Source organism: Polymorphospora sp. NPDC051019 (genome assembly GCF_040683055.1).
Lineage (GTDB): Bacteria > Actinomycetota > Actinomycetes > Mycobacteriales > Micromonosporaceae > Polymorphospora > Polymorphospora lycopeni.
Genome location: NZ_JBFBCH010000011.1, coordinates 96,767 through 122,811 on the forward strand (window position 1 = coordinate 96,767; position 26,045 = coordinate 122,811).

At 72.4% G+C, this 26,045-nt stretch carries 26 protein-coding genes, 1 tRNA gene and 1 pseudogene; 15 read left to right on the top strand and 13 right to left on the bottom strand.

All coding sequences use genetic code 11. From position 1 onward, the window contains the following. Positions 1 to 29: 29 nt before the first annotated feature. From AB0M79_RS20505 to AB0M79_RS20525, 5 genes are all read left to right on the top strand, one after another. On the top strand, positions 30 to 599 hold the full coding sequence (locus AB0M79_RS20505) for a hypothetical protein (protein WP_364215851.1): 570 nt from the start codon (positions 30 to 32) through the stop codon (positions 597 to 599). Beyond that, positions 596 to 1,618, top strand: a complete 1,023-nt coding sequence (locus tag AB0M79_RS20510; protein ID WP_364215854.1) for a MoxR family ATPase — start codon at positions 596 to 598, stop codon at positions 1,616 to 1,618. The genes AB0M79_RS20505 and AB0M79_RS20510 overlap by 4 nt, the downstream gene beginning before the upstream one ends. Positions 1,619 to 1,632: 14 nt before the next feature. After that, positions 1,633 to 2,973: a DUF58 domain-containing protein gene (locus AB0M79_RS20515; protein WP_357533866.1), complete on the top strand. Its 1,341-nt coding sequence runs from the start codon at positions 1,633 to 1,635 to the stop codon at positions 2,971 to 2,973. After that, complete coding sequence (locus AB0M79_RS20520; RefSeq protein WP_357534126.1) at positions 2,973 to 3,530, top strand: hypothetical protein; 558 nt, start codon at positions 2,973 to 2,975, stop codon at positions 3,528 to 3,530. Before AB0M79_RS20515 ends, AB0M79_RS20520 begins: the two co-directional genes overlap by 1 nt. 109 nt (positions 3,531 to 3,639) lie before the next feature. After that, complete coding sequence (locus AB0M79_RS20525; protein WP_364215858.1) at positions 3,640 to 4,974, top strand: NAD(P)/FAD-dependent oxidoreductase; 1,335 nt, start codon at positions 3,640 to 3,642, stop codon at positions 4,972 to 4,974. Positions 4,975 to 5,012: 38 nt separating this feature from the next. Here the strand turns inward: AB0M79_RS20525 and AB0M79_RS20530 are convergent, their stop codons facing one another. Continuing rightward, positions 5,013 to 6,953, bottom strand: a complete 1,941-nt coding sequence (locus AB0M79_RS20530) for a hypothetical protein (protein ID WP_364215861.1) — start codon at positions 6,951 to 6,953, stop codon at positions 5,013 to 5,015. 95 nt (positions 6,954 to 7,048) lie between these two features. Here AB0M79_RS20530 and AB0M79_RS20535 point away from each other — a divergent pair. The 3 genes and pseudogenes from AB0M79_RS20535 to AB0M79_RS20545 all read left to right on the top strand — a co-directional run. Then, a tRNA-Leu gene (locus tag AB0M79_RS20535) sits at positions 7,049 to 7,129 on the top strand. Positions 7,130 to 7,239: 110 nt separating this feature from the next. Then, positions 7,240 to 8,046, top strand: coding sequence for a Bax inhibitor-1/YccA family protein (locus AB0M79_RS20540; protein ID WP_357533861.1), 807 nt, complete (start codon positions 7,240 to 7,242; stop codon positions 8,044 to 8,046). A 1,308-nt stretch (positions 8,047 to 9,354) separates the two neighbouring features. Next, positions 9,355 to 9,576 (top strand): annotated as a pseudogene (locus AB0M79_RS20545) (hypothetical protein); the annotation flags it as partial. A 104-nt stretch (positions 9,577 to 9,680) separates the two neighbouring features. Here AB0M79_RS20545 and AB0M79_RS20550 read toward each other — a convergent pair. Genes AB0M79_RS20550 through AB0M79_RS20560 form a run of 3 tightly spaced genes read right to left on the bottom strand, consistent with a single transcriptional unit; the run spans position 9,681 to position 12,956 of the window. Further along, complete coding sequence (locus AB0M79_RS20550; protein WP_364215865.1) at positions 9,681 to 10,943, bottom strand: acetyl-CoA C-acetyltransferase; 1,263 nt, start codon at positions 10,941 to 10,943, stop codon at positions 9,681 to 9,683. A 57-nt stretch (positions 10,944 to 11,000) separates the two neighbouring features. Further along, the gene (locus AB0M79_RS20555; RefSeq protein ID WP_364215868.1) at positions 11,001 to 11,798 is read right to left on the bottom strand and encodes an SGNH/GDSL hydrolase family protein; all 798 of its coding nucleotides are present in this window, start codon (positions 11,796 to 11,798) and stop codon (positions 11,001 to 11,003) included. A gap of 39 nt (positions 11,799 to 11,837) precedes the next feature. Continuing rightward, on the bottom strand, positions 11,838 to 12,956 hold the full coding sequence (locus AB0M79_RS20560) for an SGNH/GDSL hydrolase family protein (protein ID WP_364215871.1): 1,119 nt from the start codon (positions 12,954 to 12,956) through the stop codon (positions 11,838 to 11,840). Positions 12,957 to 13,193: 237 nt separating this feature from the next. On the opposite strand from AB0M79_RS20560, the gene AB0M79_RS20565 reads away from it, so the two are divergent. Beyond that, entirely contained in the window at positions 13,194 to 13,550 is a 357-nt protein-coding gene (locus AB0M79_RS20565; RefSeq protein WP_357533854.1) for a DUF1232 domain-containing protein, read from the top strand. Positions 13,551 to 13,630: 80 nt separating this feature from the next. Then, a complete protein-coding gene (locus tag AB0M79_RS20570; RefSeq protein WP_357533852.1) occupies positions 13,631 to 15,001 on the top strand; it encodes a cystathionine beta-synthase in 1,371 nt (456 codons plus the stop codon). Between the two features lie 338 nt (positions 15,002 to 15,339). Here AB0M79_RS20570 and AB0M79_RS20575 read toward each other — a convergent pair whose 3' ends face one another. From AB0M79_RS20575 to AB0M79_RS20595, 5 genes are all read right to left on the bottom strand, one after another. Continuing rightward, positions 15,340 to 15,852 carry a GNAT family N-acetyltransferase gene (locus AB0M79_RS20575; RefSeq protein WP_364215875.1) on the bottom strand — a complete coding sequence of 171 codons (513 nt, stop codon included), beginning with the start codon at positions 15,850 to 15,852 and terminating at the stop codon, positions 15,340 to 15,342. A gap of 68 nt (positions 15,853 to 15,920) precedes the next feature. Then, the gene (locus tag AB0M79_RS20580; protein ID WP_364215878.1) at positions 15,921 to 16,835 is read right to left on the bottom strand and encodes a ribonuclease Z; all 915 of its coding nucleotides are present in this window, start codon (positions 16,833 to 16,835) and stop codon (positions 15,921 to 15,923) included. A gap of 296 nt (positions 16,836 to 17,131) precedes the next feature. Next, positions 17,132 to 17,791, bottom strand: coding sequence for a hypothetical protein (locus tag AB0M79_RS20585; RefSeq protein WP_364215881.1), 660 nt, complete (start codon positions 17,789 to 17,791; stop codon positions 17,132 to 17,134). 55 nt (positions 17,792 to 17,846) lie between these two features. Continuing rightward, positions 17,847 to 18,365, bottom strand: coding sequence for a type II toxin-antitoxin system RelE/ParE family toxin (locus AB0M79_RS20590; RefSeq protein WP_364215884.1), 519 nt, complete (start codon positions 18,363 to 18,365; stop codon positions 17,847 to 17,849). Between the two features lie 2 nt (positions 18,366 to 18,367). After that, positions 18,368 to 18,676 carry a hypothetical protein gene (locus tag AB0M79_RS20595; protein ID WP_364215887.1) on the bottom strand — a complete coding sequence of 103 codons (309 nt, stop codon included), beginning with the start codon at positions 18,674 to 18,676 and terminating at the stop codon, positions 18,368 to 18,370. Between the two features lie 275 nt (positions 18,677 to 18,951). On the opposite strand from AB0M79_RS20595, the gene AB0M79_RS20600 reads away from it, so the two are divergent. Continuing rightward, positions 18,952 to 19,428 carry a hypothetical protein gene (locus tag AB0M79_RS20600; RefSeq protein WP_364215890.1) on the top strand — a complete coding sequence of 159 codons (477 nt, stop codon included), beginning with the start codon at positions 18,952 to 18,954 and terminating at the stop codon, positions 19,426 to 19,428. Further along, positions 19,418 to 19,771 carry a hypothetical protein gene (locus AB0M79_RS20605; RefSeq protein ID WP_364215893.1) on the top strand — a complete coding sequence of 118 codons (354 nt, stop codon included), beginning with the start codon at positions 19,418 to 19,420 and terminating at the stop codon, positions 19,769 to 19,771. Before AB0M79_RS20600 ends, AB0M79_RS20605 begins: the two co-directional genes overlap by 11 nt. Here AB0M79_RS20605 and msrA read toward each other — a convergent pair whose 3' ends face one another. Then, positions 19,772 to 20,434 (bottom strand): peptide-methionine (S)-S-oxide reductase MsrA, encoded by a 663-nt coding sequence (msrA, locus tag AB0M79_RS20610; RefSeq protein ID WP_364215896.1) that lies wholly within the window; start codon positions 20,432 to 20,434, stop codon positions 19,772 to 19,774. 66 nt (positions 20,435 to 20,500) lie between these two features. Further along, positions 20,501 to 20,929: an HIT family protein gene (locus AB0M79_RS20615; protein ID WP_357533839.1), complete on the bottom strand. Its 429-nt coding sequence runs from the start codon at positions 20,927 to 20,929 to the stop codon at positions 20,501 to 20,503. 23 nt (positions 20,930 to 20,952) lie between these two features. On the opposite strand from AB0M79_RS20615, the gene AB0M79_RS20620 reads away from it, so the two are divergent. The 3 genes from AB0M79_RS20620 to ilvA all read left to right on the top strand — a co-directional run bounded on the left by AB0M79_RS20620 (position 20,953) and on the right by ilvA (position 24,873). Continuing rightward, a complete protein-coding gene (locus AB0M79_RS20620; RefSeq protein WP_357533837.1) occupies positions 20,953 to 22,095 on the top strand; it encodes a cystathionine gamma-synthase in 1,143 nt (380 codons plus the stop codon). 93 nt (positions 22,096 to 22,188) lie between these two features. Further along, the gene (locus tag AB0M79_RS20625) at positions 22,189 to 23,589 is read left to right on the top strand and encodes an amidase family protein (RefSeq protein ID WP_364215900.1); all 1,401 of its coding nucleotides are present in this window, start codon (positions 22,189 to 22,191) and stop codon (positions 23,587 to 23,589) included. A 60-nt stretch (positions 23,590 to 23,649) separates the two neighbouring features. Then, a complete protein-coding gene (gene ilvA, locus AB0M79_RS20630; RefSeq protein ID WP_364215903.1) occupies positions 23,650 to 24,873 on the top strand; it encodes a threonine ammonia-lyase in 1,224 nt (407 codons plus the stop codon). A gap of 66 nt (positions 24,874 to 24,939) precedes the next feature. Here the strand turns inward: ilvA and greA are convergent, their stop codons facing one another. Then, the gene (greA, locus tag AB0M79_RS20635) at positions 24,940 to 25,440 is read right to left on the bottom strand and encodes a transcription elongation factor GreA (RefSeq protein ID WP_357533832.1); all 501 of its coding nucleotides are present in this window, start codon (positions 25,438 to 25,440) and stop codon (positions 24,940 to 24,942) included. A 131-nt stretch (positions 25,441 to 25,571) separates the two neighbouring features. Further along, complete coding sequence (locus tag AB0M79_RS20640) at positions 25,572 to 26,006, bottom strand: DUF4307 domain-containing protein (protein ID WP_364215906.1); 435 nt, start codon at positions 26,004 to 26,006, stop codon at positions 25,572 to 25,574. Positions 26,007 to 26,045: the final 39 nt, after the last annotated feature.

Below are 26,045 nucleotides of genomic sequence, written 5' to 3' on the forward strand. Positions count from 1 at the left end.
GCCGTCACCGAGCGCAGCGAGGGGACGGCGTGACCGGGGCGAGTATCGACGACCTGCTCCAGCACGAGGAGGAGCCACCGCCCCGGCTGCGGCGGGACCGGTCGGGGCTGCGGCTGTGGCTGCGTACGGCGGCCATCGCCGCCGCCTGCACCGCCGTGACGCTCTTCGGGCTGCGGCTGTTCGGGTTCGCGGTGCCGATGGTCGCCGTCTTCGCCGGCTTCCTGGCGCTGCTCGTGCTGCGCCAGGTCACCGCGCGGCTCGCCCCGCCGGCCCCGGTACGGCCGCTGCTACGGGAGGACGACGGCGCCTACAACTGGTCCGCGCAGGACGCCCTGCAGACCGCGGTCGGCCGGTGGGAGACCGTGCTGGCGCGGGCGCAGAACGACCCGGAGCGGTTCAACCAGGTGGTGCTGCCGGCGCTCGGTGAACTTGTCGACGAACGGCTGCGGCAGCGGCACGGTTTCACCCGGGCGACCGACCCGGAACGGGCCCGCGCGCTCCTGACCGATCCACTGTGGAAGTTGCTGACCACTCCGGCCCGGCGCAAGCCCAGGCCGGCCGACATCGCGGCGGCCGTCGCGCAATTGGAGAAGACATGACCGGTGGGGACGCCGTATCCGGAGGCCGGCAGGCGGGCGGGATCGCCGTACCCGATGTGGGCCGCATGGCGCGGGCGGTGCTCGACTCGGTCGGCACGGTCGTGGTCGGCAAGCAGGATGCCCTCGAACTCGTGCTCGCCGGCATTCTCGCCGGTGGGCACGTGCTGCTGGAGGACCTGCCCGGTCTGGGCAAGACGCTGACCGCGCGGTCCTTCGCCCAGGCGCTCGGGCTCGACTTCCGCCGCCTGCAGTTCACCCCGGACCTGCTGCCCGCCGACGTGACCGGCTCGTTCCTCTACGACCAGAGCAAGGCCGACTTCACCTTCCGCGCCGGCCCGGTGTTCACCAACCTGCTGCTCGCCGACGAGATCAACCGGACGCCGCCGAAGACGCAGGCGGCGCTGCTGGAGGCGATGCAGGAGAAGCAGGTGTCGGTGGAGGGCGTCACCTACCGGCTCGACGCCCCGTTCCACGTGCTCGCCACCGCCAACCCCATCGAGTACGAGGGCACCTATCCGCTGCCGGAGGCGCAGCTCGACCGGTTCCTGCTCCGCGTCTCGTTCGGTTACCCCGACCGTGAGCAGGAGTGGGACATCCTGCGCCGGCGGATGTCCCGTCAGCGTGAGGAGGCCGAACTCGAGCCGGTCGTCGACGCCGCCGCCCTGCTCGCCATGCAGGCCGCCCTGGAGACCGTCGTGGTCGAGGACTCCATCGGCCGGTACATCGTCGATCTGACCGCCGCGACCCGCGAGCACGCGTCGGTCCTGGTCGGTGCGTCGCCGCGTGGTTCGCTGGCCCTGCTGCTGCTGGCCCGGGCGAAGGCCGCGCTCGCCGGCCGTGACTACGTCATCCCGGAGGACGTCAAGGAGGTCGCCGTACCGGCGCTGGCCCACCGGATCACGCTGCGTCCGGAGATGTGGCTGCGCCGGGTCGACCCGTCGTTCGTCGTCGACGAGGTGCTGTCCAGCACGCCGGCCCCGGCCAGCGGAGCACTGCCGACGTACGCGGCCGGGTTCTGATGCTGCGGCCCGCGGTGCCGGGCGCGCAAGCCGTGCCCGACCACGACCCCACCGACCAGCCGGACTGGACCCCGACCCGGGCGCTGCGCCGCGCGGTGTTGCTGGTCGGGCTGCTGCTCGTCGCCGGGGTTCTGCTGGGCCGGGTCGACCTCGTCGTGCTGGCGACTCCGTTCGCGCTCGGCACCGCGTGGGCGTTGCGCCGCCGGCCCGCAGATCCGCCCCGGCTGCGGATCGAGGCCGGTGACAGCCATCTGGTCGAGGGCGGGCCGGTCACCGGTACGGTCACCGTCGGCAACCACGACACCGTCGGGTACGACCTGGCGGTGGTACGCACACGCACGTCGCCCTGGCTGCGGATCGAGCGTGGCGACCGGCCGCACGCGATCGCCGTACCCGGCGGCGGCGAGGTCGACGTCGAACTGCGCGGCGAGGCGCTGCGCTGGGGACGTCAGCCGCTCGGCCCGGCCGGGGTCCAGGTCGCGGCCGCCGACGGTCTGGTGGTCGGCCGGCCGGTGATCGCCGAGCCGCGGGGCGTGCCCGTCTATCCGGTCACCGACCCGTTCGACGCCGACGAGGCGATGCCCCGGGCCGCCGGGCTCGTCGGCGGGCACCGGTCCCGGCGACCGGGTGAGGGCGGCGAGCTGGCCGGCGTACGGATCTTCGGACCGGGTGACCGGCTGCGCCGGATCGACTGGCGGGTGTCGCTACGGACCCGGCAACTGCACGTCGCCTCGACGCTGTCCGACCGCGACGCCGAGGTGGTGCTGCTGCTCGACGTGCTCGCCGAGGCCGGCCGGTCGGGCGGGATCAAGGGCAGCCCGTCGGTGCTCGACACCACGGTGCGGGCCGCCGCCGCGGTCGCCGAGCACTACCTGCACCGCGGCGACCGGGTGTCGCTGCTGGAGTACGGTCCGGCCGCCCGGCGGTTGCGTCCGGCCACCGGCCGCCGGCAGTACCTGACCGTGCTCGAATGGCTGCTCGACGTACGCGCCGAGAGCAGCCCGTACGAGCCGTACGACCAGGTCTTCGGCCCGCACGTGCTGTCGTCGGACGCGCTCGTGGTGGTGCTCACCCCGCTCGTCGACCCGAGGTCGGCGGAAATGCTCGCCCGGCTGGCCCGGTCCGGCCGGTTCGTGGTCGCCGTCGACACCCTGCCGGACTCGGCGGTCCCGCCGGGCCGGGGCCAGTGGAGCGACATCGCGCACCGGTTGTGGCGCCTCGACCGGGACAACACCATCGGCCAGCTCCGTGAGCACGGCGTGCCGGTCGTCGCCTGGGCCGGTGCCGGCAGCCTCGACCTGGTGCTGCGCGACGTGGCCCGGCTCGCCTCCGCACCCCGGCCGGTGCACCGGTGATCAGCTCGATCGTCGACCGGTTCCGGTCGGTCCGGACCGTGGTCACCCGGGCGACGCTGCCGCCGCTCGGGGTGCGCGGCGGCATCCTGCTCACCGGGATCGTGGCGCTGGTGCTGGCCTACCCGGCGCAGATCTTCCTCAGCCGCTTCGTCTTCGCCCTGCTGGCCGCCGCCGTCCTGCCGGTGCTCGCCCCGAGAGGCCGGTGGGCGACCCTCTTCGCGGTCGTCGCGGTCGGCGGCTGGGTGCTGTCCACCAGCCGGTACGGCGAACCCGTCGCCCTGTGGCGGCTGCTCGGCCTGGCCACCTTCCTCTACCTGCACCACACGCTGTGCGCGCTCGCCGCCGTTCTGCCGTACGACGCGGTCGTCGCCCCCGAGGTGTTCACCGGCTGGCTGTTCCGGGCCGGGGCGGTGGTGCTGGCCTCGGCGGTGCTGGGAATCCTGCTGCTGTCCGCCGCCGGTTGGGGCGGTGGGCGGACCTTCCTGGCCGTCGCGCTGGCCGGCCTCGCCGTCGCGGTCGGGGTGGCGGCGCTCCTCGCCCGCCTGCTCCGCCGCTGACGCCGGCGGGGCGTGACGGCCGACACGGAGCGACGTCACACCGTTGTCCTCGGTCACATTGGCCGGGATCGGCGGCATAACCGGCGGCCGGCAGGAGAAAGATGGGGGTGTGAAAACGCAGCGGATTTTGGTGGTGGGCGCCGGTCACGTCGGGCTCTACGCGGCCCTGCGCCTTTCGAAGAAGCTCGGGTCGCGCGAGGCCGAAGTCATCGTCGTCGACCCGCAGCCCCACATGACCTATCAGCCGTTCCTGCCCGAGGCGGCGGCCGGCAACATCTCGCCGCGGCACTCCGTAGTGCCGCTGCGCCGTGAACTTCGCAAATGTCACATCGTCGCCGGCACCGTCACCCGGGTCGAGCACGCCCGCAAGACCGCGACCGTGCAGCCGATCATCGGGCCGGCCCGCGAGATCCCGTACGACCACATCGTCGTCGCCCCCGGCGCGGTGTCCCGCACCCTGCCGATCCCCGGCCTGCGCGAGCACGGCATCGGGTTCAAGACCATCGGTGAGGCCATCTACCTGCGCAATCACGTGCTCGACCGGCTGGACGTGGCGGCCGCCACCGCCGACCCGGAGACCCGCCGAAGTGCGTTGACGTTCGTCTTCGTCGGCGGCGGCTACGCCGGCATCGAGGCGCTGGCCGAGATGGAGGACATGGCCCGGGACGCGCTGAAGTACTACCCGGAACTGAAGGCCGAGGACATGCGCTGGGTCCTGGTCGAGGCGACCCAGCGGGTGCTGCCCGAGGTCGACCGGGACATGGGCGCGTACACGGTCGAGGTGCTGCTCAAGCGGGGGATGGACATCCGGCTGGACACCCGGCTGGAGTCGTGTGTCGACGGGCTGGTGAAGCTCTCCGACGGCGACGCCTTCCGCGCCGACACCATCGTCTGGACCGCCGGCGTCAAGCCGTCGCCGATGCTCGACAACACCGACCTGCCGCGCGACGAACGCCGCCGGGTCACCTGCCTGCCGACGCTGCAGGTGGTCGACGGGGACACGGTCGTCGAGGGTGCCTGGAGCGCCGGCGACTGCGCGGCCGTACCGGACCTGACCGGTCCGCCCGGGGCCTTCTGCTCGCCGAGCGCGCAGCACGCCGTACGGCAGGCGTCGCGGCTGGCCGACAACATCCGGGCGGTGATCCGGGGCCGGGAGCCCGTCGAATACAAGCACAAGCACGCCGGCAGCGTCGCCAGCCTCGGCCTGCACAAGGGCGTAGCCCAGGTCTACGGGATCAAGCTCAAGGGCCTGCCGGCCTGGTTCATGCACCGGACGTACCACATGAGCCGGATCCCGTCGCTGAACCGCAAGGTACGGGTCGTCGTCGACTGGACGCTGGCCTTCTTCCTGCGCCGCGAGGTGGTCGCGCTCGGACAGTTGCACGACCCGCGTGAGGAGTTCCTGGAGGCGACACCCCGGCTGGACGCCGACAGCCGGGCCTGACGCTCCACCTGACCCCGGGCGCCGACCGGCGCCCGGGGTCAGCGCACCTTCCAGGTCCAGGCGTCGGCCGACCGGGTCGGCGGGCCGAAGAGTTGCTCCAGCGTGCTGCGCAGGCTGTCGACGTGTGGTGTCCCGTCGGCCAGGGCCACGCAGGAGGCACCCCAGAAGTCGATGTCGGCGCTGGCCCGCTGCCGGTCCTCGTCGTCGATCGCCGGCACCGCACCGGTCCGGGCCACCTCCGCCAGCAGGGCGGACGTGGCCTGCTTGTATGTGCCCATCGACGCCCGGCCGTCCGCCGCGTACGGACCGATGAAGAACCCCTCGGGCAGGGCGAACTCGGCGTCGGCCGCCGCCGCCCAGCGCTGCGGCCACGGCTCCTGCGGGGTCGGCAGCGGCACCGGCACCAGCACACCGCCCGGCTCGACACAGTCGCGCCAGTGCCCGCCGGTGATGAACTGCGGCAGGGCCGGGCGGTCGACGGTCGGCAGCGGCGCCGGGAACACCGTCACCAGCGCGACCGCGACCGCCCCCGGCACGAGGAGCCGTACCGGCCGGCCGGGGGCGCGCAGGGCCCGGTCGACGGCGAACGCGAGAATCGTGGCGATCAGCGGTACGGCCGCGACGGCGAAACGCATCGGCAGCGCGCCGTCGACCACCGGCACCCCGAGCAGCAGCGCGTAGGGGCCGGGGATCTCGGTGCGTACCCCGTTGATCACCAGTTCGGGGCCGAGCGACAGGCCGGCCATCACGACCGCGGCGACCGCGCAGGCGACGACGATGGGGCGGCGGATCAGCCAGGCGGCGCAGCCGACCGCGACGACGATCAGCGGCCAGCCGAGGAACGTGTTGTACTCGGCCGGGCCGGTCGTCAACCGGGCCGACACCTCGCTACCGGCGTACGACAGTGGTGAGATCGCCGCCCAGCTCGCCAGGTCGGCGGAGAAGTAGTGCGGGCTGAACAGCCCGTTCGGCACGCTGCCCGGCCCGGTGAACTGGAACCACAGCGGATAGGCGAGCACCAGGCTGGCGGAGCCGACCGCGAGCGCCATGCCGGCGGTGGCGCCGGGCAGGATCCGCCGTACGTGCCGCCAGTTGGTGGCGGCGTACGCCAGGGTGATCACGACCAGGGCGAGCGCGGTGAGGAAGACGACCTCCTCGCCGATGAACACCTGGGCGGCGACGGCGGCACCGAGACCGAGGCCGGAGGTGACGATCCGCCGCCGGTCCGGCCCGGTGACGCTGCCCGGGTCGGCGGCGCTGCCCGGGTCGGCGGGGCCGACCGGGTCGGCGGGGCCGGCCGGGTCGGCGGGGCCGACCGGGTCGGCGGGGCCGGCCGGGTCGGCGGGGCCGGCCGGGTCGGCGGCGCGGACCAGGCGGACGACCAGCCAGACGATCACCGGGACCATGAACTGGGCGGTCATGTGCAGGTGGCTGTTGGTGTGCGACACCATCGCCGGGGCGAAGCCGCACAGGCCGGCGCCCAGCGCGGCGGCGAACCGATGCACCTTCGCCGTACGGGTGAACAGCAGATACCAGGCGATCGCGGTCGCCGCCAGGCACAACCCGGCCAGTACGGCGAACGTGACCGGTACGCCGAACAACAGCGTCACCGGCGCGAAGACCACCCCCAACAGGATCACCGTCGTGTTGGCCATCAGATTGACGCCGTCCGGTGCGTTCAGCCGGTCGGTACGTAATCCGACATCGCCGAACAGCAGCCGGGCATCGTTGGCGAGGAACCACTCGTAGAGCGTCTGGTCCGCCGGGTTGAGTGCCAGCACCCGGCTGCCCGGATCGGGCCACATCCCGTGGGTGACCCAGCCGGCGACGACCACGAAGAGCAGGCAGATCGCCAGATCGGGAAGATATCCACGGATCATCGTCCGTCCGGCCGGGCTGGACCGCCGTTCACCCGTACCGTTCTCCGGATCCGTCGAATCCTGCCCGGCGTCCGTGGCGGTAGTGCTGGTCACGGCCATGACCCTAGCGTCGCGCGCTGCAACGGGTACGCCCCGGTCGGTACAGACCCGCTACCGTATGGGCAGCGCGGCGATCGGCCGCTGCGGACCGCCCGGCCCGGGTGGTGGAACGGCAGACACGGCCGCCTTAAAAGCGGCTGCCGAAAGGCGTGCGGGTTCGATCCCCGCCCCGGGCACCTCGTGCGTTCAGCGTGCTCACAGGCTGTGGAACTCCCGAATATTCGTGGAGGAGATTACTGTTGTAGTGCACGGTTACCGTGCAACGACCTCTGAAGGAGGCCTGACAGTGAGAACTTCCAACCCGGTGCTGGCCCGGCTCGGCCGCGCGGCCGAGCGCGAGCGGGCCGCCGGGTACGCCCCCGCCGGCCAATTCGGTCAGCCGTACCCGACGGCGGCGGGATACCCGGATGCGCCGCCCGCCGTGCAGCCGATGTCGGTCGACGACGTCGTCGTCAAGACCGTCACCCTGCTCGGCATCGTCGGCGCCTCGGCCGCCGCGGCGTGGGTCCTCGTGCCCGACGCGCTGCTCAGCGCGGCCTGGATCGGTGCGGCGGTCGTCGGGCTCGTGCTCGGCCTGGTCATCTCGTTCTCCCGGATGGCCAACCCGGCGCTGGTCGTCACCTACGCCGTCGTCGAGGGTGTCTTCGTCGGCATGGTGAGCAAGTACTTCGAGGTCGTCGCCGGCTTCCAGGGCATCGTCCTCCAGGCGGTGGTCGCCACCTTCGGGGTGTTCTTCCTGATGGCGATGCTCTACAAGGTGCGCGCCATCCGGGCCACGCCGAAGTTCGTCCGCGGCATGATCGCGGCGATGGTCGGCCTCTTCGCCGTCATGCTGATCAACCTGGTGCTGTCGCTCTTCGGCGTCGACACCGGTCTGCGCAGCGGTGGCGCACTGGCGATCGGCTTCAGCGTGGTCTGCATCATCGTCGCCGCGCTGAGCTTCGTCCTCAGCTTCCACGAGGTCGAGGAAGGCGTCCGGATGGGGCTGCCGCAGCGCTACTCCTGGACCGCGGCCTTCGGCATCCTGGTCAGCCTGATCTGGCTCTACATCGAGATCCTGCGGCTGCTCAGCTTCTTCCAGGGCGACGACTGACCGTCCCCTGCCGGCGCCGCCCGACCGGCGACGCCACCGATCACGACCGACGCCCGCCCCACCCCGGGGCGGGCGTCGCCCTTTCCACCGCCGGCCCGCCTTCTCCTGGCCGGCTCGCCTCTTCCTGAGCGGCCGGTTTCCCTGAGCGTCCCGGCCTTTCCTGGCAGCGGCCCGGCGGCCTTGTCGTGCGGCGGCCTTGTCGTGTGGCGGTTCTGCCGTGCGGCGGCCTTGTCGTGCGGCGGCCCGGCCGAGCCGCGGCGGTCCCGGCTTGCGATGGCGGCCCTGCCTTCGCGACGGCCCGACGGCCCGGCCCTGGCGGCACCCCCACCCCGCTCCGGGGTGGAAGGGGCGGCGATCAAGGCCATCTAGGTCGGACTGCCCGGCCTGGCCGAGGCAGGCGTTGCAACCCGGCCGATCATTGACGGTTTTGCCGGGATTACAGCCAGCGGTTGTTGTTGATCTGGGCGGGAGAGACCTAACCCGGGGCGGATAAGGTCTCTCCCGCCCAGATCAACGTCTTCTCCTCAGGCGGGCGACCTGCGCGTTGATCGGGAGGGGGCCGCGCGAGCGTTCCGAGCGTGGGGTCGGCGTCGGCGAGGGGTGGTCCACCCCGAGGACGCCCCTCACTGCGGGCCGGCCGGATCCGTGCGCGCCGGCCGGGAACCCCACCGTGCAGCAGCGTTCGGGGAAGTAATCGACGGATGGCAGTAACCGCGACCAGAGCCCGGCGTCGATCCAGCGCCGCCGCACCTTGACGAGCCCGAGGCCCGCCCCGCGAAGGGCTGCGGCCCAGGGCGAAGACGGTGCATAGGCGGCGCGAAGCGGAGCGTGCCAGCCCTTACGGAGCGAGCCAGCCCTCGCGAAGCGGAGCTAGCCAGCCCTCGCGGAGCGAGCTGTCCGAGCGGAGCGAGAGCCAGCCGGCGCAGCCAGCCTCGCCGGAGGCGAGGCCAGCAAAGACGGCGAGACCAGCCAACTCCCCTAGACTGACCCGCCATGAGCGTCGAGGAGTTCGGTCGCGCGGTGGACCTGCTCGTGCGTCAGGTCGGCCACTGGGAGGCACCGCGCTGGCGGGCCGCGGCGGGCTCCGGCGGGCTCCTGCCCGGCCGTACCTCCGGTGCGGCGGCGGCCCCGGCCAGCTCTGACAACGCGGCGGTGACCCCGGCCAGCTCTGACGGTGCGGCGGCGGCCCGGGCCACATCTGACGGTGCGGCGGCGGTGCCGGCCGGACGTGACGGTGCGGCGGCGGCCCCGGCCGGACCCGCCGGTGCGGTGGCGGTCCCCGCCACATCTGACGACCCGGGCGTGCCGGTGGCGCGGGGGGATCTGATGCACGCACTGGTGCAGCGAATCGCCGACCGGGCCGCCGATGCCGAGGGCGGGCCTCGGCGACCGGTGCCCCGGCTGCCCAACGACCTTGCCCTCACCGACCAGTTGAAGGTCGTCGCCGCGGATCTGGTCGTCGCCGGTCCGGCACCGGAACTGCTCGGCGTGGCGGCCGCGGACGTGCAGGCGACCCGGCGCGCGCTGTGATCCGTACCGTCCGGGGTTGGCAAGATCCCCGTGATCAGGGGGCTGGACACGCGCCACGCCGGCGACCCGCCGGTCTTGGTCCCTGATCACGGGGATCTTGGGGGTCAGCTCAGGCGTTCGACGATCATCGCCATGCCCTGGCCGCCGCCGACGCACATCGTCTCCAGGCCGATCGTGCGGTCGTGCCAGTCGAGCGCGTTGAGCAGCGTCCCGGTGATCCGTGCCCCGGTCATCCCGAACGGGTGCCCGACCGCGATCGCTCCACCCATCACGTTGAGCTTGTCCAGCGGAATCCCCAGCTCCCGGTACGACGGGATCACCTGCGCCGCGAACGCCTCGTTGATCTCGACCAGGTCGACGTCGTCGATGGTCATGCCGGCCCGGCGCAGTGCCTGCCGGGACGCCTCGACCGGGCCGAGCCCCATGATCTCCGGAGACAGGGCGCTGACCCCGGTCGACACGATCCGGGCCAGCGGGGTGATGCCGAGTTCGCGGGCCCGGCTCTCGCTCATGACCACCACGGCGGCGGCGCCGTCGTTCAGCGGGCAGCAGTTGCCGGCGGTGACCCGGCCGTCGGGCCGGAACACCGGCTTGAGCCCGGCCACCCCCTCCAGGGTCACCCCGGCGCGCGGGCCGTCGTCGGCGCTGACCACCTCGCCGGACGGCAGCGTCACCGGCGTGATCTCGCGGGCCCAGAACCCGTCGGAGATGGCCTTCTCGGCGAGGTTCTGGCTGCGTACGCCGAACTCGTCCATGTCGGCCCGGCTGACGTCGTACGCCTCGGCGAGGTTCTCCGCCGTCTGTCCCATCGCGAGGTAGATGTCGGGCAGTTCGTCGTCGAGCCGGGGGTCGTGCCACCGGTCCGTGCCACCGCGCGCCCGCGCCGCCGACCGTTCCCGCGCCGCCGCGAACCGGGGGTTGTGCCATCCGCCGCCGACCAGCTCCTGCGCCTCGGGCGGCAGGCTGTCGGAGTTGCCGCGGGCGTACCGCGAGACGCACTCGACGCCGGCGGAGACGAAGACGTCGCCCTCCCCGGCGGCGATGGCGTGGAAGGCCATCCGGGTGGTCTGTAGCGAGGAGGCGCAGTAGCGGGTCACGGTCGCGCCCGGCACGGTGTCGAGGCCGAGCAGGGTGCCGACCACCCGGGCCATGTTGAAGCCCTGCTCGCCGCCGGGCAGGCCGCAACCGAGGTAGAGGTCGTCGATCCGCGCCGGGTCGAGCTGCGGCACCTTGTCCAGGGCGGCCCGGACGATGGTGGCCGCGAGGTCGTCGGGCCGGAGTTCGCGCAGTGACCCCTTGGCGGCGCGGCCGATGGGGGATCGGGCGGTGGAGACGATGACGGCGGTGCGGGACGGCTCTGTCGACATGAGCCCAACTTAACCCGCGGGTAACTTCGGCGGGAAGGGCGAAGGTGTTGCGGCGGCTCAGCTGCGGTCGGCGCCGCTCGCGGCACGCGACACGGCCGGCAGCAGGGCGTGCGCCCAGACCCGGTAGCCGTCGGCCGACGGGTGGTAGCCGTCGTGGCAGAGCGTTCCGGCGTCGGCCCGGAAGACCGGACCCGCCTCGGCGGCCAGGTCGACGGTCTGGCCGCCGGCGTCGTGCACCGCCCTGGTCTGGGCCCGCGCCGTCACCCGCCCGGCCCAGCCGACCACCTGTCGCAGCGGGGGAGCGATCGCCCGTACGGCGCCGAGGTCGGGGCAGGTGCCGACGACCACCTCGACACCGGCGGCACCCAGGCGACGCACCGCCGCACCGAGGTGTGCCGCCGCTTCGACCGGCCGGCGCAGGCCGGTGGCGTCGTTGGCGCCGATCAGGATCACCGCCACGTCCGGGAGCCGCCCCAGCAGCGCCCGCGCCACCTGCGTCGCGAGATCGGTGGACCGCGACCCGGAGACGCCGACGCTGGACAGTTCGACCCGCCGCCGGCCGGCGGCCGGACCGTCGCCCTCGCTGAGCAGGCGGGCCAACTGGCCGCCGACGGTGTCGGCCACCTGGTCGACGCCGACGCCGAGCGCCAGCGAGTCGCCGAGCAGGACCAGCCGCAGCGGGGGCGCCGCCGGGTCACCGACCGTCGCGCGCAGCGTCAGGCCCATCTCCGGTTGCGCGTAGCGGCGGGTGCGGGCGACCAGTGCCTCGCCGGCGAGCAGCGCGGCACCGCCGACCGTGCCGGCGATCAGGGTCAGGGCGGCGGCGCGCCCGACGCGTAGGGCCATGCCGGTCATCGGGTCACCCCGTGGCGGACGAGGCCCGACGGCGAGCGTTCACCGGGGTTTCTCCACCGTGGATGGTTGCGCCGCGTCGTGTGACCCATGCCTCAAGGGTACGGCGACCGGGGCCGGATCGTCGGCCCTCGAACTGCCGAACAGGGCCGGCAGCCCGCCGCTCGGCAGCGGGCCGAGCCAGGCCGGCCGGCGCCGGCGCAACTGCGCCCAGCGGCCGCCCGGCCCACGGTCGCGGCCGGCGACCTGGGTGCCGGTGACCTCGGTGCCCGGCTCGCGGGCGGCCTGCGCGGCGGCCTGGGTCAGGGAGCGCGGCCCTTCGCCGGCGACCGGTACGGCCCGTCGTTCCTCGCCGGCACCGAGCGCGGACAGGACCGTGGGCAGCATCGCGGCCACCGCCACCGCGTAACCGTCGGCGGACGGGTGGTAACGGTCCCAGGCGAACATCCGGACCGGATCGGCGGCGAACCGCGGACCGAGCAGGTCGCCGAGCGACACCGTGCGGCCGCCCGCCTCGACCACCGCCACCGTCTGGGCCGCCGCCAACTGCCGGCTCCACCGGCGGGCCAGCCACCGCAACGGTGGCTTGATCGGCTGGATCGCGCCGAGGTCGGGGCAGGTGCCGACGACGACCTCGGCGCCGGCCCGGCGCAGGTCGCGTACGGCGTCGACGAGGTGACGCACCGCGATACCGTACGGCGTCCGGTTGGTGATGTCGTTGCCGCCGATCAGGATGACCGCGAGATCGGGTTTCGCCTCGACCGCCACCTCGACCTGTGGTGCCAGACCGGCGGATATCGACCCGACGACGGCGAACCGGCGCAGCCGCACCGGCCGCCCCAGCCGGCGGGACACCCCGGTGGCCAGCAGCGCGCCGGGTGTCTCACGTGGACGGTGGACGCCGTAGCCGGCCGCCGTCGAGTCACCGAGCACCGCCAGGGTGATCGGCCGGCCGGGGAACTTGGCGCCGTAGACGCCCTCGCCGCGCGGCGGTGGGGCCTCGGCCATCGGGATGGTGCGGCGGGCCCGGTTGGCCTGGCCGAGCAGGATCCCGCCGAGCGCGGCGGCACCGGCCGCGGTCAGGCCCGCGCCGATCGCGGCGGCGAGCCCCACGCGTCGGACGACCCGCCACGGGGCCGATCCCTGTTCGACCGTCTCCATCCGAGCCATCCCGTCCCCCCGGACCGTCGCCTGCCCGCCGTAGCCCGCCGCCGGACACCCGGCCGCCGGCATCGGGCCGGTCGGTCGTGGCGTGCGTCGTACGGTCTTCGAGGTTAGCCCCCGGAGGCGACGTACCGCTTGACCGATTGCCTAGATCCGCGACCGGTTGGGTACGTACCGCGACGGAGGCGCCGGTTGGCGTACGGGTGCATCATTGGCGGCAGGGAGGTCGGCGACATGGCCAAGACTTTGAAGCGGACCGCCGCTTTCGCGGCGTTGGGGCGGGCACTGACGTCGGGCGCCCGCGGTGGCCCCGGCCTGGGCAAACGGATCGGGGCGCTGCCCCGGATGCTCAAGGCCACCGCACGGGGCGAATACGACGGGGGGCTGCGGCTGGCGATGATGGCCGCGGCGACGGCGTACATCGCGTCGCCGGTCGACCTGGTGCCGGAGTTGTTCCTCACCTTCTTCGGCCTGGCCGACGACGCGCTCATGGCGACCTGGCTGGCCGGGTCGATCCTCGCCGAGACCGAGCGGTTCCTGGAGTGGGAGGCCAAGCGATCCACGGTCATCCCGGGACAGGTCGTGACCTGAACCGCACGTAGTCTTGACGTGACCCGTGCGATCACCGGCCCGGCCACCTGCCGTGGCGCCTCCGAGAAGGGCACAACGACGTGCGCTACTACGACAATGTCGTCGAGCTGATCGGTAACACCCCGCTGGTGCGGCTGCGCAGCGTCACCGAGGGCATCGCCGCCACCGTGCTGGCGAAGGTCGAATACTTCAACCCCGGGGGCTCGGTCAAGGACCGGATCGCCGTACGGATGGTCGAAGAGGCGGAGAAGAGCGGCCTGCTCCAGCCCGGCGGCACGATCGTCGAGCCGACCAGCGGCAACACCGGTGTCGGGCTGGCCCTGGTGGCACAGCTCAAGGGATACCGCTGCGTCTTCGTCTGCCCCGACAAGGTCAGCGAGGACAAGCAGAACGTGCTGCGGGCGTACGGCGCCGAGGTGGTGGTCTGCCCGACCGCGGTGGCCCCGGAGGATCCGCGCTCCTACTACAACGTCTCCGACCGGCTGGCCCGGGAGATCCCCGGCGCGTGGAAGCCCAACCAGTACGCCAACACCGCCAACCCCCGCTCGCACTACGAGACGACCGGCCCCGAGTTGTGGGAGCAGACGGCCGGCCGGATCACCCACTTCGTGGCCGGGGTCGGCACCGGCGGCACCATCTCCGGCATCGGCCGCTACCTCAAGGAGGCGTCCGAGGGGCGGGTCCGCATCGTCGGCGCCGACCCGGAGGGCTCGGTCTACTCCGGCGGCACCGGCCGGCCCTACCTCGTGGAGGGCGTCGGCGAGGACTTCTGGCCGGAGACCTACGACCGGACCATCTGCGACGAGATCGTCGAGGTTTCCGACAAGGAGTCCTTCGACCTGACCCGGCGGCTCGCCCGTGAGGAGGGTCTGCTCGTCGGCGGCTCCTGCGGCATGGCGGTCGTCGCGGCGCTCGACGTCGCCCGGCGGGCCGGCCCCGACGACGTCGTCGTGGTGCTGCTGCCCGACGGCGGCCGCGGCTACCTGTCGAAGATCTTCAACGACGAGTGGATGGCGCGCTACGGCTTCATGGAGACCGGCGGGGCCGAGGCGACCGTGGCCGAGGCACTGGCCGGCAAGCCGGGCGGCATGCCGGAGCTGATCCACGTGCACCCGACCGAGACGGTCCGCGACGCGATCGACTACATGCGCGAGTACGGCGTCTCCCAGCTCCCGGTGCTCAAGGCCGAGCCGCCGGTCGTGACGGGCGAGGTCGCCGGTTCGGTCGCCGAGCGTGATCTGCTCGACGCGCTCTTCTCCGGCCAGGCGCACCTGCACGACACGATCGAGCGGCACATGGGACCGCCGCTGCCGGTGGTCGGTGGCGGGCAGCCGGTGAGTGAGGCGGTCGCGCTGCTGGAGAAGTCTGACGCTGCCCTGGTGCTCGTCGACGGCAAGCCGAAGGGCGTGCTGACCCGGCAGGACCTCCTGGCGCACCTCGGCGCCCGGTGACGACGTCCGGACGTCGCACAAACTGTCCGACCCGTCGGGTCCGCCGCACCGTTGACTAGGTGTACGCGGGGCACGAACGGCCCGCGGTACGACACCGAGAACGCAGTCTTCGCTCCAGCGGTGACCACCGGCGATGCCCCGCCAGCACCCGATGGTCCCGCATCGCCCACCCGATCAGGTGACCGGCAGCCTCCGCCGGTCTGACGCCTCCGGCCAGGCGTTCCCCCCGGGTCCGGTGGGCACGGTGGGCGAGGGTGCGTGACCATACGGTTCCCCCGCATACATAGGTCACGTACTCTCGCCCGCCACGAACCTCCCGCACCCAGCGGCGGGAGCGCTCAGCGCAGCGGACGGTCGTACCGGATCTCCTTGACCGGCGGGCCGAACGTGCTGTCGCGGCACCACCCGGTCGGCTGCCAGCCGCCGCGCTCGTAGAAGCCGCGTGCCCGGTCGTTGCCGGCCAGGACCCACAGCGCCGCCCGCTGCCAGCCCTGTTCCCGCAGGGTCGCCAGGGCTTCGGCCATCAGTGCCCGCCCGGTCCCGCGGCCCCGCTCGGCGGATTCGAGGTGGATGGCGTAGAGCAGGCCGGTGTCCGCCTGGCTGCCCTCGTCGTCGGGGCCGACATAGGTGAACCCGACCAGCCGCCCGTCGCGTTCGGCGACGGTGAGCACGTGCGTCTCCCGCTCGTGGCTCCACCGCTCCACCCACCAGTCGGCGAACACCGGTGCCGGCACCCGGGTGAGTGTGTCGTAGCTCACCAGGTCGGAGTAGGTGTCGATCCGCGAACGGCGGTGCAACTCGGCGATCCGGGGCACGTCCACCGCCTCGGCGACCCGCAGCGAGACCGACATCCGCCGAGTGTATGCCCAGGTGATGATGGTCGGCGCCGTTCTGGTCCGGCGGCGTGGCTCGCCGCCCGTCAGACCGTGGGAGGTACCGGCACCCGCATCAGGTCGTCGGCCACGACGAGATCACCGCCGAACTCTTCCCGCGCCTCCGCCGCGAACCGCTCCGGATCCGGATACCGCTGCGAGAAGTGGGTCAGCACGAGCCGGCGTACCCCGGACTCGGCCGCCACCCGGCCCGCCTGCGCCGCGGTCAGGTGGCCGACCTCGGCGGCGAGGGCGGCGTCCACGGACAGGAACGTCGACTCGATCACCAGCAGGTCGGCCTCCTCGGCCAGGGCGAACACGTTGTCGCACAGGCCGGTGTCCATGACGAAGGCGAACCGCTGGCCGCGCCGGTGCTCGCTGACCGCCTCCAGGGACACGCGACGCCCGTCCAGGTCGAGGTGGCCGTCGCGCTGCAACGCGCCGACCGCGGGCCCGGAGATGCCGTACGCGTCGAGCCGGTCCCGCAGCATCCGTCGCCCGTCCGGAGCCAGAAGTCGGTAGCCGTACGTCTCGACGGGATGTCGCAGCCGGCGTGCCTCCAGCACCCCGGCGCCGATGTCGAACCGCTGGCCGTCGGTGCCGACCGGTTCGGCGCGGACGTCGGCGACGTCGTGGAACGAACTGGCGTGCCGTAGCCGCTCGAAGTAGCCGGCCCCGCCGGCGGGGAAGTGCACGGGCACCGGATGCGGCACCCGGTCGAGTGACAGCCGCTGGACGATGCCGGGCAGGCCCAGGCAGTGGTCGCCGTGGAAGTGGGTGACACAGACCCGGGTCAGGTCGGTGGCGGAAACCCCGGCCAGCAGCATCTGCCGCTGGGTGCCCTCACCCGGGTCGAAGAGGATGCCCTCGCGGTCCCAGCGCAGCAGGTAGCCGTTGTGGTTACGCCGTCGGGTGGGCACCTGGCTGGCCGTGCCGAGTACGACGAGTTCGCGCGACGACACGCGGCGGCCGCCTTCCGCAGACCGGGGAACAGGACCGGGGAACAGGACGACCCCCGGGGGTTTCCGCTGAAGCGGGCCGGCTGGACTGGGCCGGCACCCCCGGGGGTCGGGTGGCTGTCGTGGATTCGCCGCGCCGTTGCCACACGGTCTCGACGAACGAAAACTGTCAAGGACAGCGGCTAGCGGGCAGCCACCTCACGAGTCCTATTGCCAATCAAAGCTTGGACCACCTCCCTTCCCGTGTACGGCCACGCTATCCAGTGGCCGCGCGGGGCGGCAACGGTTTTTCGAGATCGCTACCGGGGCGGTCCGTAGCCGGGGGCGTACCCGTAGCCGGCCGACCGCTGCTGCAGCAGGCGCTTGCGGTGCGAACCGCGGCGCAGGGCGACGACCAGGGCGATCACCCCGCCGACGACCATCCCGAGACAGGGCAGCAGGGCCAGCGCGCCGATCCCACCGAACAGCCGGCCGGCGAAGCCGAGGGCCTCCCCGAGCTGTGGCGGCTGGCCGACCGCGAGGGCGACCGGCGTGGTGCCGCCACCCGCGGTGCAGGTCAGCTCGTAGGTGCCGGCGCCGGCGGCAGACAGTTGGTAGAGGCTGCGCCACTCCCCGGTCGAGTTGGTCACCGTCCAGGTGGTCGTGGGAGTGCCGAGGACGGCCGATCCGGAGACGTCGCAGGTCGCGCCGCTGCCGACCGCAGACGCGTCCACCCATACGATCTTCCGCTGGTCGGCGGCCAGTTCGACCGACACCGTGTCGCCGGTCTGGAAGACCTGCTCGGTGCTCTCGTTGAACCCCTCGGTGACGCTGTCCATGCTGTCGGTGGCGCTGTTCAGGCTGAGGACGAAGAGCAGGACGCCGGCGACCACCCCGGCGAGGGCGATCAGGGCGGCGACGAGAAACCACGTCCGGCGGGGGCGCAGCTCGGCGGACGAGACGGTTGGGCTGGGGTACATGCCGCCATGCTGGCCGGCGGCCGCAAGCCGGCCCGTACTCTGCCGCCTATCCGACTCAGTGCTGTCCGGTCGTGTAGGCGGTCCAGCGGTCGACCGCCTGTTGCAGGTCCATGGCGGCGACCTCCGTGCGGGCCACCCCCGCCGTGTGTATCAGGCGGTTGGCGAGCCAGTCGGGCACCGGCTCGCGAGGCTCCTCCCGCTCGACCGCGATGTCCCCGGCCAGTCGTCCGATCTGTGCGATGACCTCGGTCAACCGAAGCAGGGCCGGCTGCTTGTCCCGGGCGGCGCGAATCCGTGCCGTGGCGGCCCGGTAGACCTCGGCGTCGGCCCGTGCGCCGACCGCCCAGATCTCACAGATCTCGACCGTCTTCTCGTCGGTGATCCGGTAGACGACGCGCCATGTGTTGCGTCCGACCAGTAGCTTGCGGAATCCGGTGAGTTCGCCGCCGAGCGGATAGCCGGCCTCGGCGTCGTCGGTGAGGATCAAGACCTTCCGGAGGACCTTCGGTACGGCGTCGGGACCGATTCGTCGTAGGTCGTCTATCGCCGCGTCGGTGAAGGTGATGTCCGTCATCGTCACTCGTCGTCGGGCAGGGCGGCGAGGGATTCCCGGGTGTGCCCGTAGGCGCTGAGCACATCGTCGAACGACGTACGCCGGCCCGAATCCGTCGCCGCCCGGGCGAGGACGAGCGCCAGATCGTTCAGGTCGGAAAGGGTGTTCTCGATCTCGGTCAGGCGCTGGATGCCGACCACCGCCGCGACCGGCCGCTGCCGGCGGGTGACGACGACATCGGAACCGCCCTCGGCATCGGCGACCAGGCCGGCGACACCTCGTTGAGCGGCCTCGGTCACGCTCAGTTCGTGCGGTTCGTGAAGGATCGTCATGCAGCTAACTGTACAGGAAACTAGCTAGATTCTGGTCCGGATACGCCGAAGCCCCGGACCGGGGCCGGTGGCCGGCCTGGTCCGGGGCTTCGGGGCGTACCGCATCGCGTCGCCTGTGCTCCGGTGCGCTCCGCGCACGTCGGCGTCAGGCGCCGGTCTTCGCCACCCCGATCGGGCAGCTCATCCCGTTCGGGGCAGGGCTTGTGATGTGTGACCTGTTGCTCGGGGTGTGTGGGCGGGTTGCGCTGACTTCTGAAAAAGTTCAGAATTGGCTCGTGGGTGTCAAGGAAGTGCAGTGGAGCGAACTCCAACGTGATCCCAAGGGCGTGGCGGCGCTAGCCGATGCCGGTGATGTCAGGGTTCGCCGTCGTGACGGCGCCGACCTGTTGCTGACCAGGGCAGACAGAGTTGCTACGTCGGGTGAGGGCGCCATCGCAACAATGCGGGCGTTGCGCAATCTCTTGGCGCATGTACCCGTGGAGATTGCCGCTGAGGCGCTGAAGGAAGAGTTCCCCTGGGTTGACCTGCTGCCCGCCGACGCGGTGGCGCAGTTCGTCACCGAGTTCGTCAAGGCTGCGCGGATCTCTGCGGAGCTGGGGCAGTGGTCCGTTCTGGCCGAGATGCTCCGGGGATGGAGTGCGACGGCGATGGTCCACACCGATCCCGAACTGCTACGCCAGCTGAGCGGTCCGCTGGGCGACGACTTCGGTCCAGTTCCGGTCCCGGTGGAGGACGAGTCGGATGGGCGCTAAACGCGGCGACCGAGTGGCGCCACCGGGTAAACCGGGCGGATGGGAGGCGAGGTTCGCCACTTCCGAGGCCGCGAAGGGCTGGGAAAGCCTGTGCCAGACGTCCAAGTCGAACACGTGGGAAGCGTGGATCGTGATGACGGAGCGACCTGCCGAGCCGGTAAACCCGGCCCGGCAGCATCGTCTCCGCGGGCCGCTGGCGCATCGCGACATTGGTGGCAAATACCTTGAGCAATGGCAGTACGAGGTGACGGCAGGGGGCCGCATCTGGTACTGCCCTGATCCGGAACGCCGCATCGTCTGGGTCGTTGCGGCAAGTCCATCCCACCCCAAGGCGACCGACTGATCAGCCGCCGGTCTTCGCCACCCCGATCGGGCAGGTCATCCCGGTCGGTCCGTGGTTGCAGTAACCGTTGGGGTTCTTGGTGGGCGCCAGGTACTGCTGGTGGTAGTCCTCGGCGAAGTAGTAGTCGCCGAGTGGCTGGATCTCCGTGGTGATCTCGCCACGGCCGGCCGCCGCCACCACCGGGGCGAACGCCTCCCGGGACGCCTGGGCGATCCGGAGCTGCTCGTCGTTGGTGGTGTAGATCGCCGACCGGTACTGGGTGCCCACGTCGTTGCCCTGGCGCATGCCCTGGGTCGGGTCGTGGTTCTCCCAGAAGACCTTCAGCAACTGCTCGTAGTCGATCCGGGCCGGGTCGTACACGACCTGCACGACCTCGTTGTGCCCGGTCATACCGGAGCAGACCTCCTCGTACGTCGGGTTGGGGGTGATCCCGCCCGCATAGCCGGCCGAGGTCGTGATGACCCCCGGAAGGGTCCAGAACAGTCGTTCGGCGCCCCAGAAACAGCCCATTCCAAAGACCGCCATCCGGGCGCCCTCCGGCCAGGGACCCTGCAACGGGGTGCCGAGCACCTCGTGCCGGTCCGAGACCGGCATCGCGATCGCCCGGCCGGGCAGGGCCTGATCCGGGGTCGGCAGCTCGTGCTTCATACGCCGTAGGAACACGGTCGACTCCTTTCGTACCTCTCACCGGATTGCAACGCCGACGCCGGGCCGGTCCTTACCCGGCACTTACCCCCTGGTCGGCGGGGCAACCGCGGCGCCGATCCGGGCGGCGTACGTCGCGGCCTGCCCGTCGTCGTCGTAGCGGGTCCGGGGCCAGAAGAAGCCGCGCAGCCCGTCGCCCTTCGTACGGGGTACGACGTGGGTGTGCAGATGGGGGACGGACTGCGACACCCGGTTGTTCATCGCCACGAAGGTGCCGCCGGCGTCGAGACCCGACTCGACGGCCGCCGCGACCCGGCGGACCAGTCCGAAGTAGCCGGCCAGGTCCGCCTCGGGCAGGTCGGTCAACGTCTCGAGGTGCGGTCTGGGCACCACCAGCACGTGCCCGCGGAAGACCGGGCGGGAGTCGAGGAACGCCACGCCGGAGGGTTCCCCGACGACCTGGAACGACGGCACCGATCCCGCCACGATTCGACAGAAGACGCACCCCGACACCCGATGAGACTAGCCTCGCATCCATGACGTACGGCTTTGAGACCCTCGCCATCCATGCCGGCCAGAAGCCGGAGCCCCGCACCGGGGCGGTGGTGCCCCCCATCTTCCAGACCAGCACCTACGCGCAGGACGGCGTCGGCGCGCCGCGCGAGGGCTACGAATACAGCCGGTCCGGCAACCCGACCCGCGACGCGTTGCAGCAGTGCCTGGCGGCGCTGGAGGCCGGGCACACCGCCCTCGCGTTCGCCAGCGGGCTGGCGGCCGAGGACACCCTCCTGCGCACCGTCTGCCAGCCCGGCGACCACGTGGTGATCCCCGACGACGCGTACGGCGGCACCTACCGGCTCTTCGCCCGGGTGGCGCAGCGGTGGGGGGTGAGCTGGACGGCCGCGAAGGTGTCCGACGTCGACGCCGTCCGGGCCGCGATCGAGCCGGGGCGGACGAAGCTGGTCTGGCTGGAGACCCCGACCAATCCACTGCTCGGCATCGCCGACATCGCCGCCCTCGCGACGGTGGCCCACGACGCGGGGGCCCGGCTCGTGGTCGACAACACCTTCGCCTCGCCCTACCTGCAACAGCCGCTCGTCCTCGGCGCCGACGTCGTCGTGCACTCCACCACCAAATACGTCGGCGGACACTCCGACGTGGTCGGTGGCGCCCTGGTCACCGCCGACGCCGAACTCGGCGCCGAACTGGCCTACCACCAGAACGCGATGGGCGCGATCAACGGCCCGTTCGACGCCTGGCTCACCCTGCGCGGGGTCAAGACCCTCGGCGTACGGATGGACCGGCACTGCGACAACGCCGAGCGGGTCGCCGAGTTCCTGACCCGGCACAAGGCGGTGGCGCAGGTGCTGTACCCGGGCCTGCCCGACCACCCCGGGCACGAGACGGCGGCCAAGCAGATGCGCCGCTTCGGCGGGATGGTGTCGTTCCGGGCGACCGGCGGCGAGGCGCACGCCGTCGAGATCTGCAACCGGACCAAGGTCTTCGTGCTCGCCGAGTCGCTCGGCGGGGTCGAGTCCCTGATCGAGCACCCGGGTCGGATGACGCACGCGAGTGCGGCCGGGTCGCCCCTTGAGGTTCCCGCCGATCTCGTGCGACTGTCGGTCGGCATCGAGACGGTCGACGATCTGCTCGCCGACCTGGCGCAGGCGCTCGGCTGATCCGACGCCCGGCCGGGGACCCCGGCCGGGCGCTGCCGCCCCGGCCGGGCGGGGGCGGCCGCACCGCCGCATAATTGCAAGGCCGATGGGGAGGTGGCCGTGCAGGACATCGTGCCGACCTGGGTAGGTGCGACCGCGAAACAGATCGCGCGGGCGGTCCGTCGCGGCGACGCGTCCGCGACGCAGGTGGTCGCCGACCACCTCGACCACGTCGCCACCGCCGATCCGGTGGTGTCCGCCTTCCGCGCGGTGCGCGGCGGCGAGGCGATCGTCGAGGCGGAGAAGGTCGACGAGCAGGAGGAGCTGGCCAACCTGCCGCTGGCCGGGGTGCCGGTCGCGGTGAAGGAGAACACCGCGGTGGCCGGCCTGCCGACCTGGAACGGGTCCGCGGCGGCCCGCAGTCCGGTCGCCGAGGACGACCACGAGGTCGTACGCCGCCTGCGTGGCGCCGGGGCGGTGGTGCTCGGGGTGACCCGGATGCCGGAACTCGGCCTGTGGGCGGTCACCGACGACGGCACCTCGGTGACCCGTAACCCGTGGCGCACCGACCGGACCCCGGGCGGGTCGTCGGGTGGCGCGGCGGCCGCCGTCGCCGCCGGCATGGTCCCGATCGCGCACGCCAACGACGGGCTCGGTTCGATCCGGATCCCGGCCGCCTGCTGCGGCCTGATCGGCCTGAAGCCCGGCCGGGGAGTGGTGCCCTGCCAGCTCGGCCCCGAGGACTGGTTCGGCCTGACCGAGCACGGCATCCTGGCCACCACGGTCGCCGACGCCGCCGTCGGGTTCGCGGTCCTCGCCGGCCGCCGGCCGGAGAAGCTCGTCGAGCCGCGCCGGCTGCGGGTCGCGATGTCGCTGCGGTCGCCGGTCCTGGGCGTACGCGCCGACCAGCCCAACCGGGACGCGGTCGCGACCGCCGTCCGGCTGCTCGTGGACGCCGGCCACGACACCGTCACCCTCGACCCGGTCTATCCGACCTCGATCGGCCTGCGCGGTGTCGCCACCTGGCTGGCGGCGGCGGCCAGCGACGTCCGGGCCGGCGGCCTCGACCCGCGCACCCTGCAGCCGCGTACCCGCCGGCACGCGTCGCTGGGCGAGTGGGCGCAGCGGCGTGGCTACGTACGCGAGGCCGACCGCACCGCCTGGCGGGAGAAGTCGATCGGGTTCTTCACCGACAACTCGATCGACGTGCTGCTGACCCCGGCACTGGCCGGTGCGCCGCCGGCGGCCGGCGGCTGGGCCGGCCGGTCGTGGCGGGCCAACCTCACGGCCAGCATCAGATACGCCCCGTTCGCCGCGCCGTGGAACATCGCCGGGCTGCCGTCGCTGGTGGTGCCGGTCGGAGTGCGCCCGGACGGGCTGCCGGTCGCCGTGCAGCTCACCGGCCCACCCGGCAGCGAACTGCTGCTGCTCGCCGTCGCCGGTCAGTTCGAGATGGCCGCCCCGTGGTCCCGGCACGCGCCGGGCTGGCCGAAGGTTCCCACCCGTACGGTCTGACCGCTCGCCGTGGACGGTGCCCGCGGTTGCGGTCCCGGCCGGTGATGCGACGATCAGGGCATGACTGAGCTGGTCGGACTCGCCGACGTCGAGGCCGCGCGGGAACTGCTTACCGGGGTGACCCGGACCACCCCCCTCGAACCGTCGCGACCGCTCAGCGCCGCCCTCGGCGGCCCGGTCTGGCTCAAGTGCGAGAACCTACAGCGGGCCGGCTCGTACAAGGTGCGGGGCGCCTACGTCCGGATCGCCCGGCTGGCACCGGACGAGCGGGCCCGTGGTGTGGTGGCCGCCAGCGCCGGCAACCACGCCCAGGGGGTCGCGCTGGCCGCCGGACTGCTCGGCATCCCGTCCACAGTGTTCATGCCGGTGGGTGCGCCGCTGCCGAAGGTCGTCGCCACCAAGGGGTACGGCGCCCGGATCGAACTGGTCGGCAACACCGTCGACGAGTCGCTGGTCGCGGCCCGGGAGTTCGCGGAGCGCACCGGGGCGGTGTTCATCCACCCGTTCGACCACCACGACGTCATCGCCGGGCAGGGCACGGTGGCGCTGGAGATCCTGGAACAGTGCCCGGAGGTCGAGACGATCGTGGCCGGGGTCGGTGGCGGCGGCCTGATCTCCGGTATCGCGGTCGCGGCCAAGGCGCTGCGCCCGGACGTGCGGGTGGTCGGGGTGCAGGCCAGGGGTGCGGCGGCGTACCCGCCCTCGCTCCTGGCGGGCGGGCCGGTGCGGTTGTCGCACTACGCCACGATCGCCGACGGCATCGCGGTCGGCCGTCCGGGTGACCTGACGTTCGCGCACGTGAGCAAGCTGGTCGACGACATCGTGACGGTGTCGGAGGAGGACATCTCCCGGGCGCTGCTGATGCTGCTGGAGCGCGGCAAGCAGGTGGTCGAGCCGGCCGGCGCGGCCGGGGTGGCGGCCCTGCTGGCCGGTACGGCGACCGTCGGGTCGCCGGTGGTGGCGGTCCTGTCGGGCGGCAACATCGATCCGCTGCTGCTGCTGCGGGTCATCGAGCACGGGCTGGCCGCGGCGGGCCGGTTCCTGCGCTTCACGGTGCGCTGTGTGGACCGGCCCGGGCAGTTGGCGTCGCTGCTGTCGCAGATCGCCGAGCAGCGGGCGAACGTCGTCGACGTCGTGCATCTGCGGCAGAACCCGTTGCTGCGGCTGGGGGAGGTGGAGGTGGCGCTGTCGGTGGAGACCCGTGGCGCGGATCATTCCGAGCGCCTGGTGGCCGCGTTGCGGGGCAGCGGCTACACCGTCGAGATCTCGGCACCGCCGGCCTGAGCGGCCGGGCCGGTCGGGCCGGCCGGTGGTCGCGGGAGTCCACGACCACCGGCCGCCGACATGTGGTCAGCCGCCGTACGGCTCGAACTTGACGACGGTGACCTTGATGTCCGCGCCGCTCGGCGCGGTGTAGGTGACGGTCTGGCCGGCACCGCTGCCGAGGATCGCCTTGCCCAGGGCGGACTCCGGGCTGTAGACGGTCAGGTCGGTGGTGGCCGAGATCTCCCGCGAACCGAGCAGGAAGGTCTCGGTGTCGCTGCTGTCCTCGTCGAAGTAGATCGTCACGACCGTGCCGGGTGCGACCTTGTCGGCGGCCGGTGCCTCGCCGACCTGCGCTGTGCGGAGCAGTTCCTGCAGGTAGCGAATCCGACCCTCCTGCTTGCCCTGCTCTTCACGGGCGGCGTGGTAGCCGCCGTTCTCGCGCAGGTCACCCTCTTCGCGACGGGCGTTGATCTCCGCGGCGATCACCGGTCGGGCGGCGATCAGCTCGTTGAGCTCGGCTTGCAGGCGGTCGTACGCGTCCTGGGACAGCCAGGTGGCGGGCGCCTCGCGGTCGGTCGTGGACACAGACGATCTCCTCGGTGGGCTTGGGAACAGCGTGGTAACTGGACAGGTGTTCGGGTGCTCGGTGTGAAGGTAGAAGTACCAACTTACCAGCGAAACACACCGCGCAGCGGTGAGTGATTTCCTGACTGCTGTCAGTCAGCGGCGCGGCAGCGCATGACCTCGCCGATCATCGGCCGGGCCGAGGTGGCCAGCCGGTGCCGTACGACGGGGTGCTTCTCGCCGGCCGGTGCGTCGACGCGTACCTCTTCGCGGGCCACCTCGGCGCCGTCGCGCGACCGGGCCCGCAGTACGCAGACCGCCGAGCCGCCCTCGGGCACGGTGACCTGGAAGTCGACGAGGATCTGGCTGTCGGTGATCTCGGTGTAGGTGATCACCTTCGCGTCGTAGGTCGGGTCGCCCCACATCCGGTAGAGCCGGACGCTCAGCCCGAGGCCGACGATTACCAGGACTGCCACCAGCGCACCGACGACCCACGGGCGGGTCCGGCGGGCCTCCCGCCGCCGCCCGTAGCGGCCGGGCGGGAACATCGACGCGCCGGGCTGCGTTGTGGCTCGCGTCTCGGTCACCGGGTCGGCTCTCCCGCGTTCTTGTCGGTGGCATCGGAT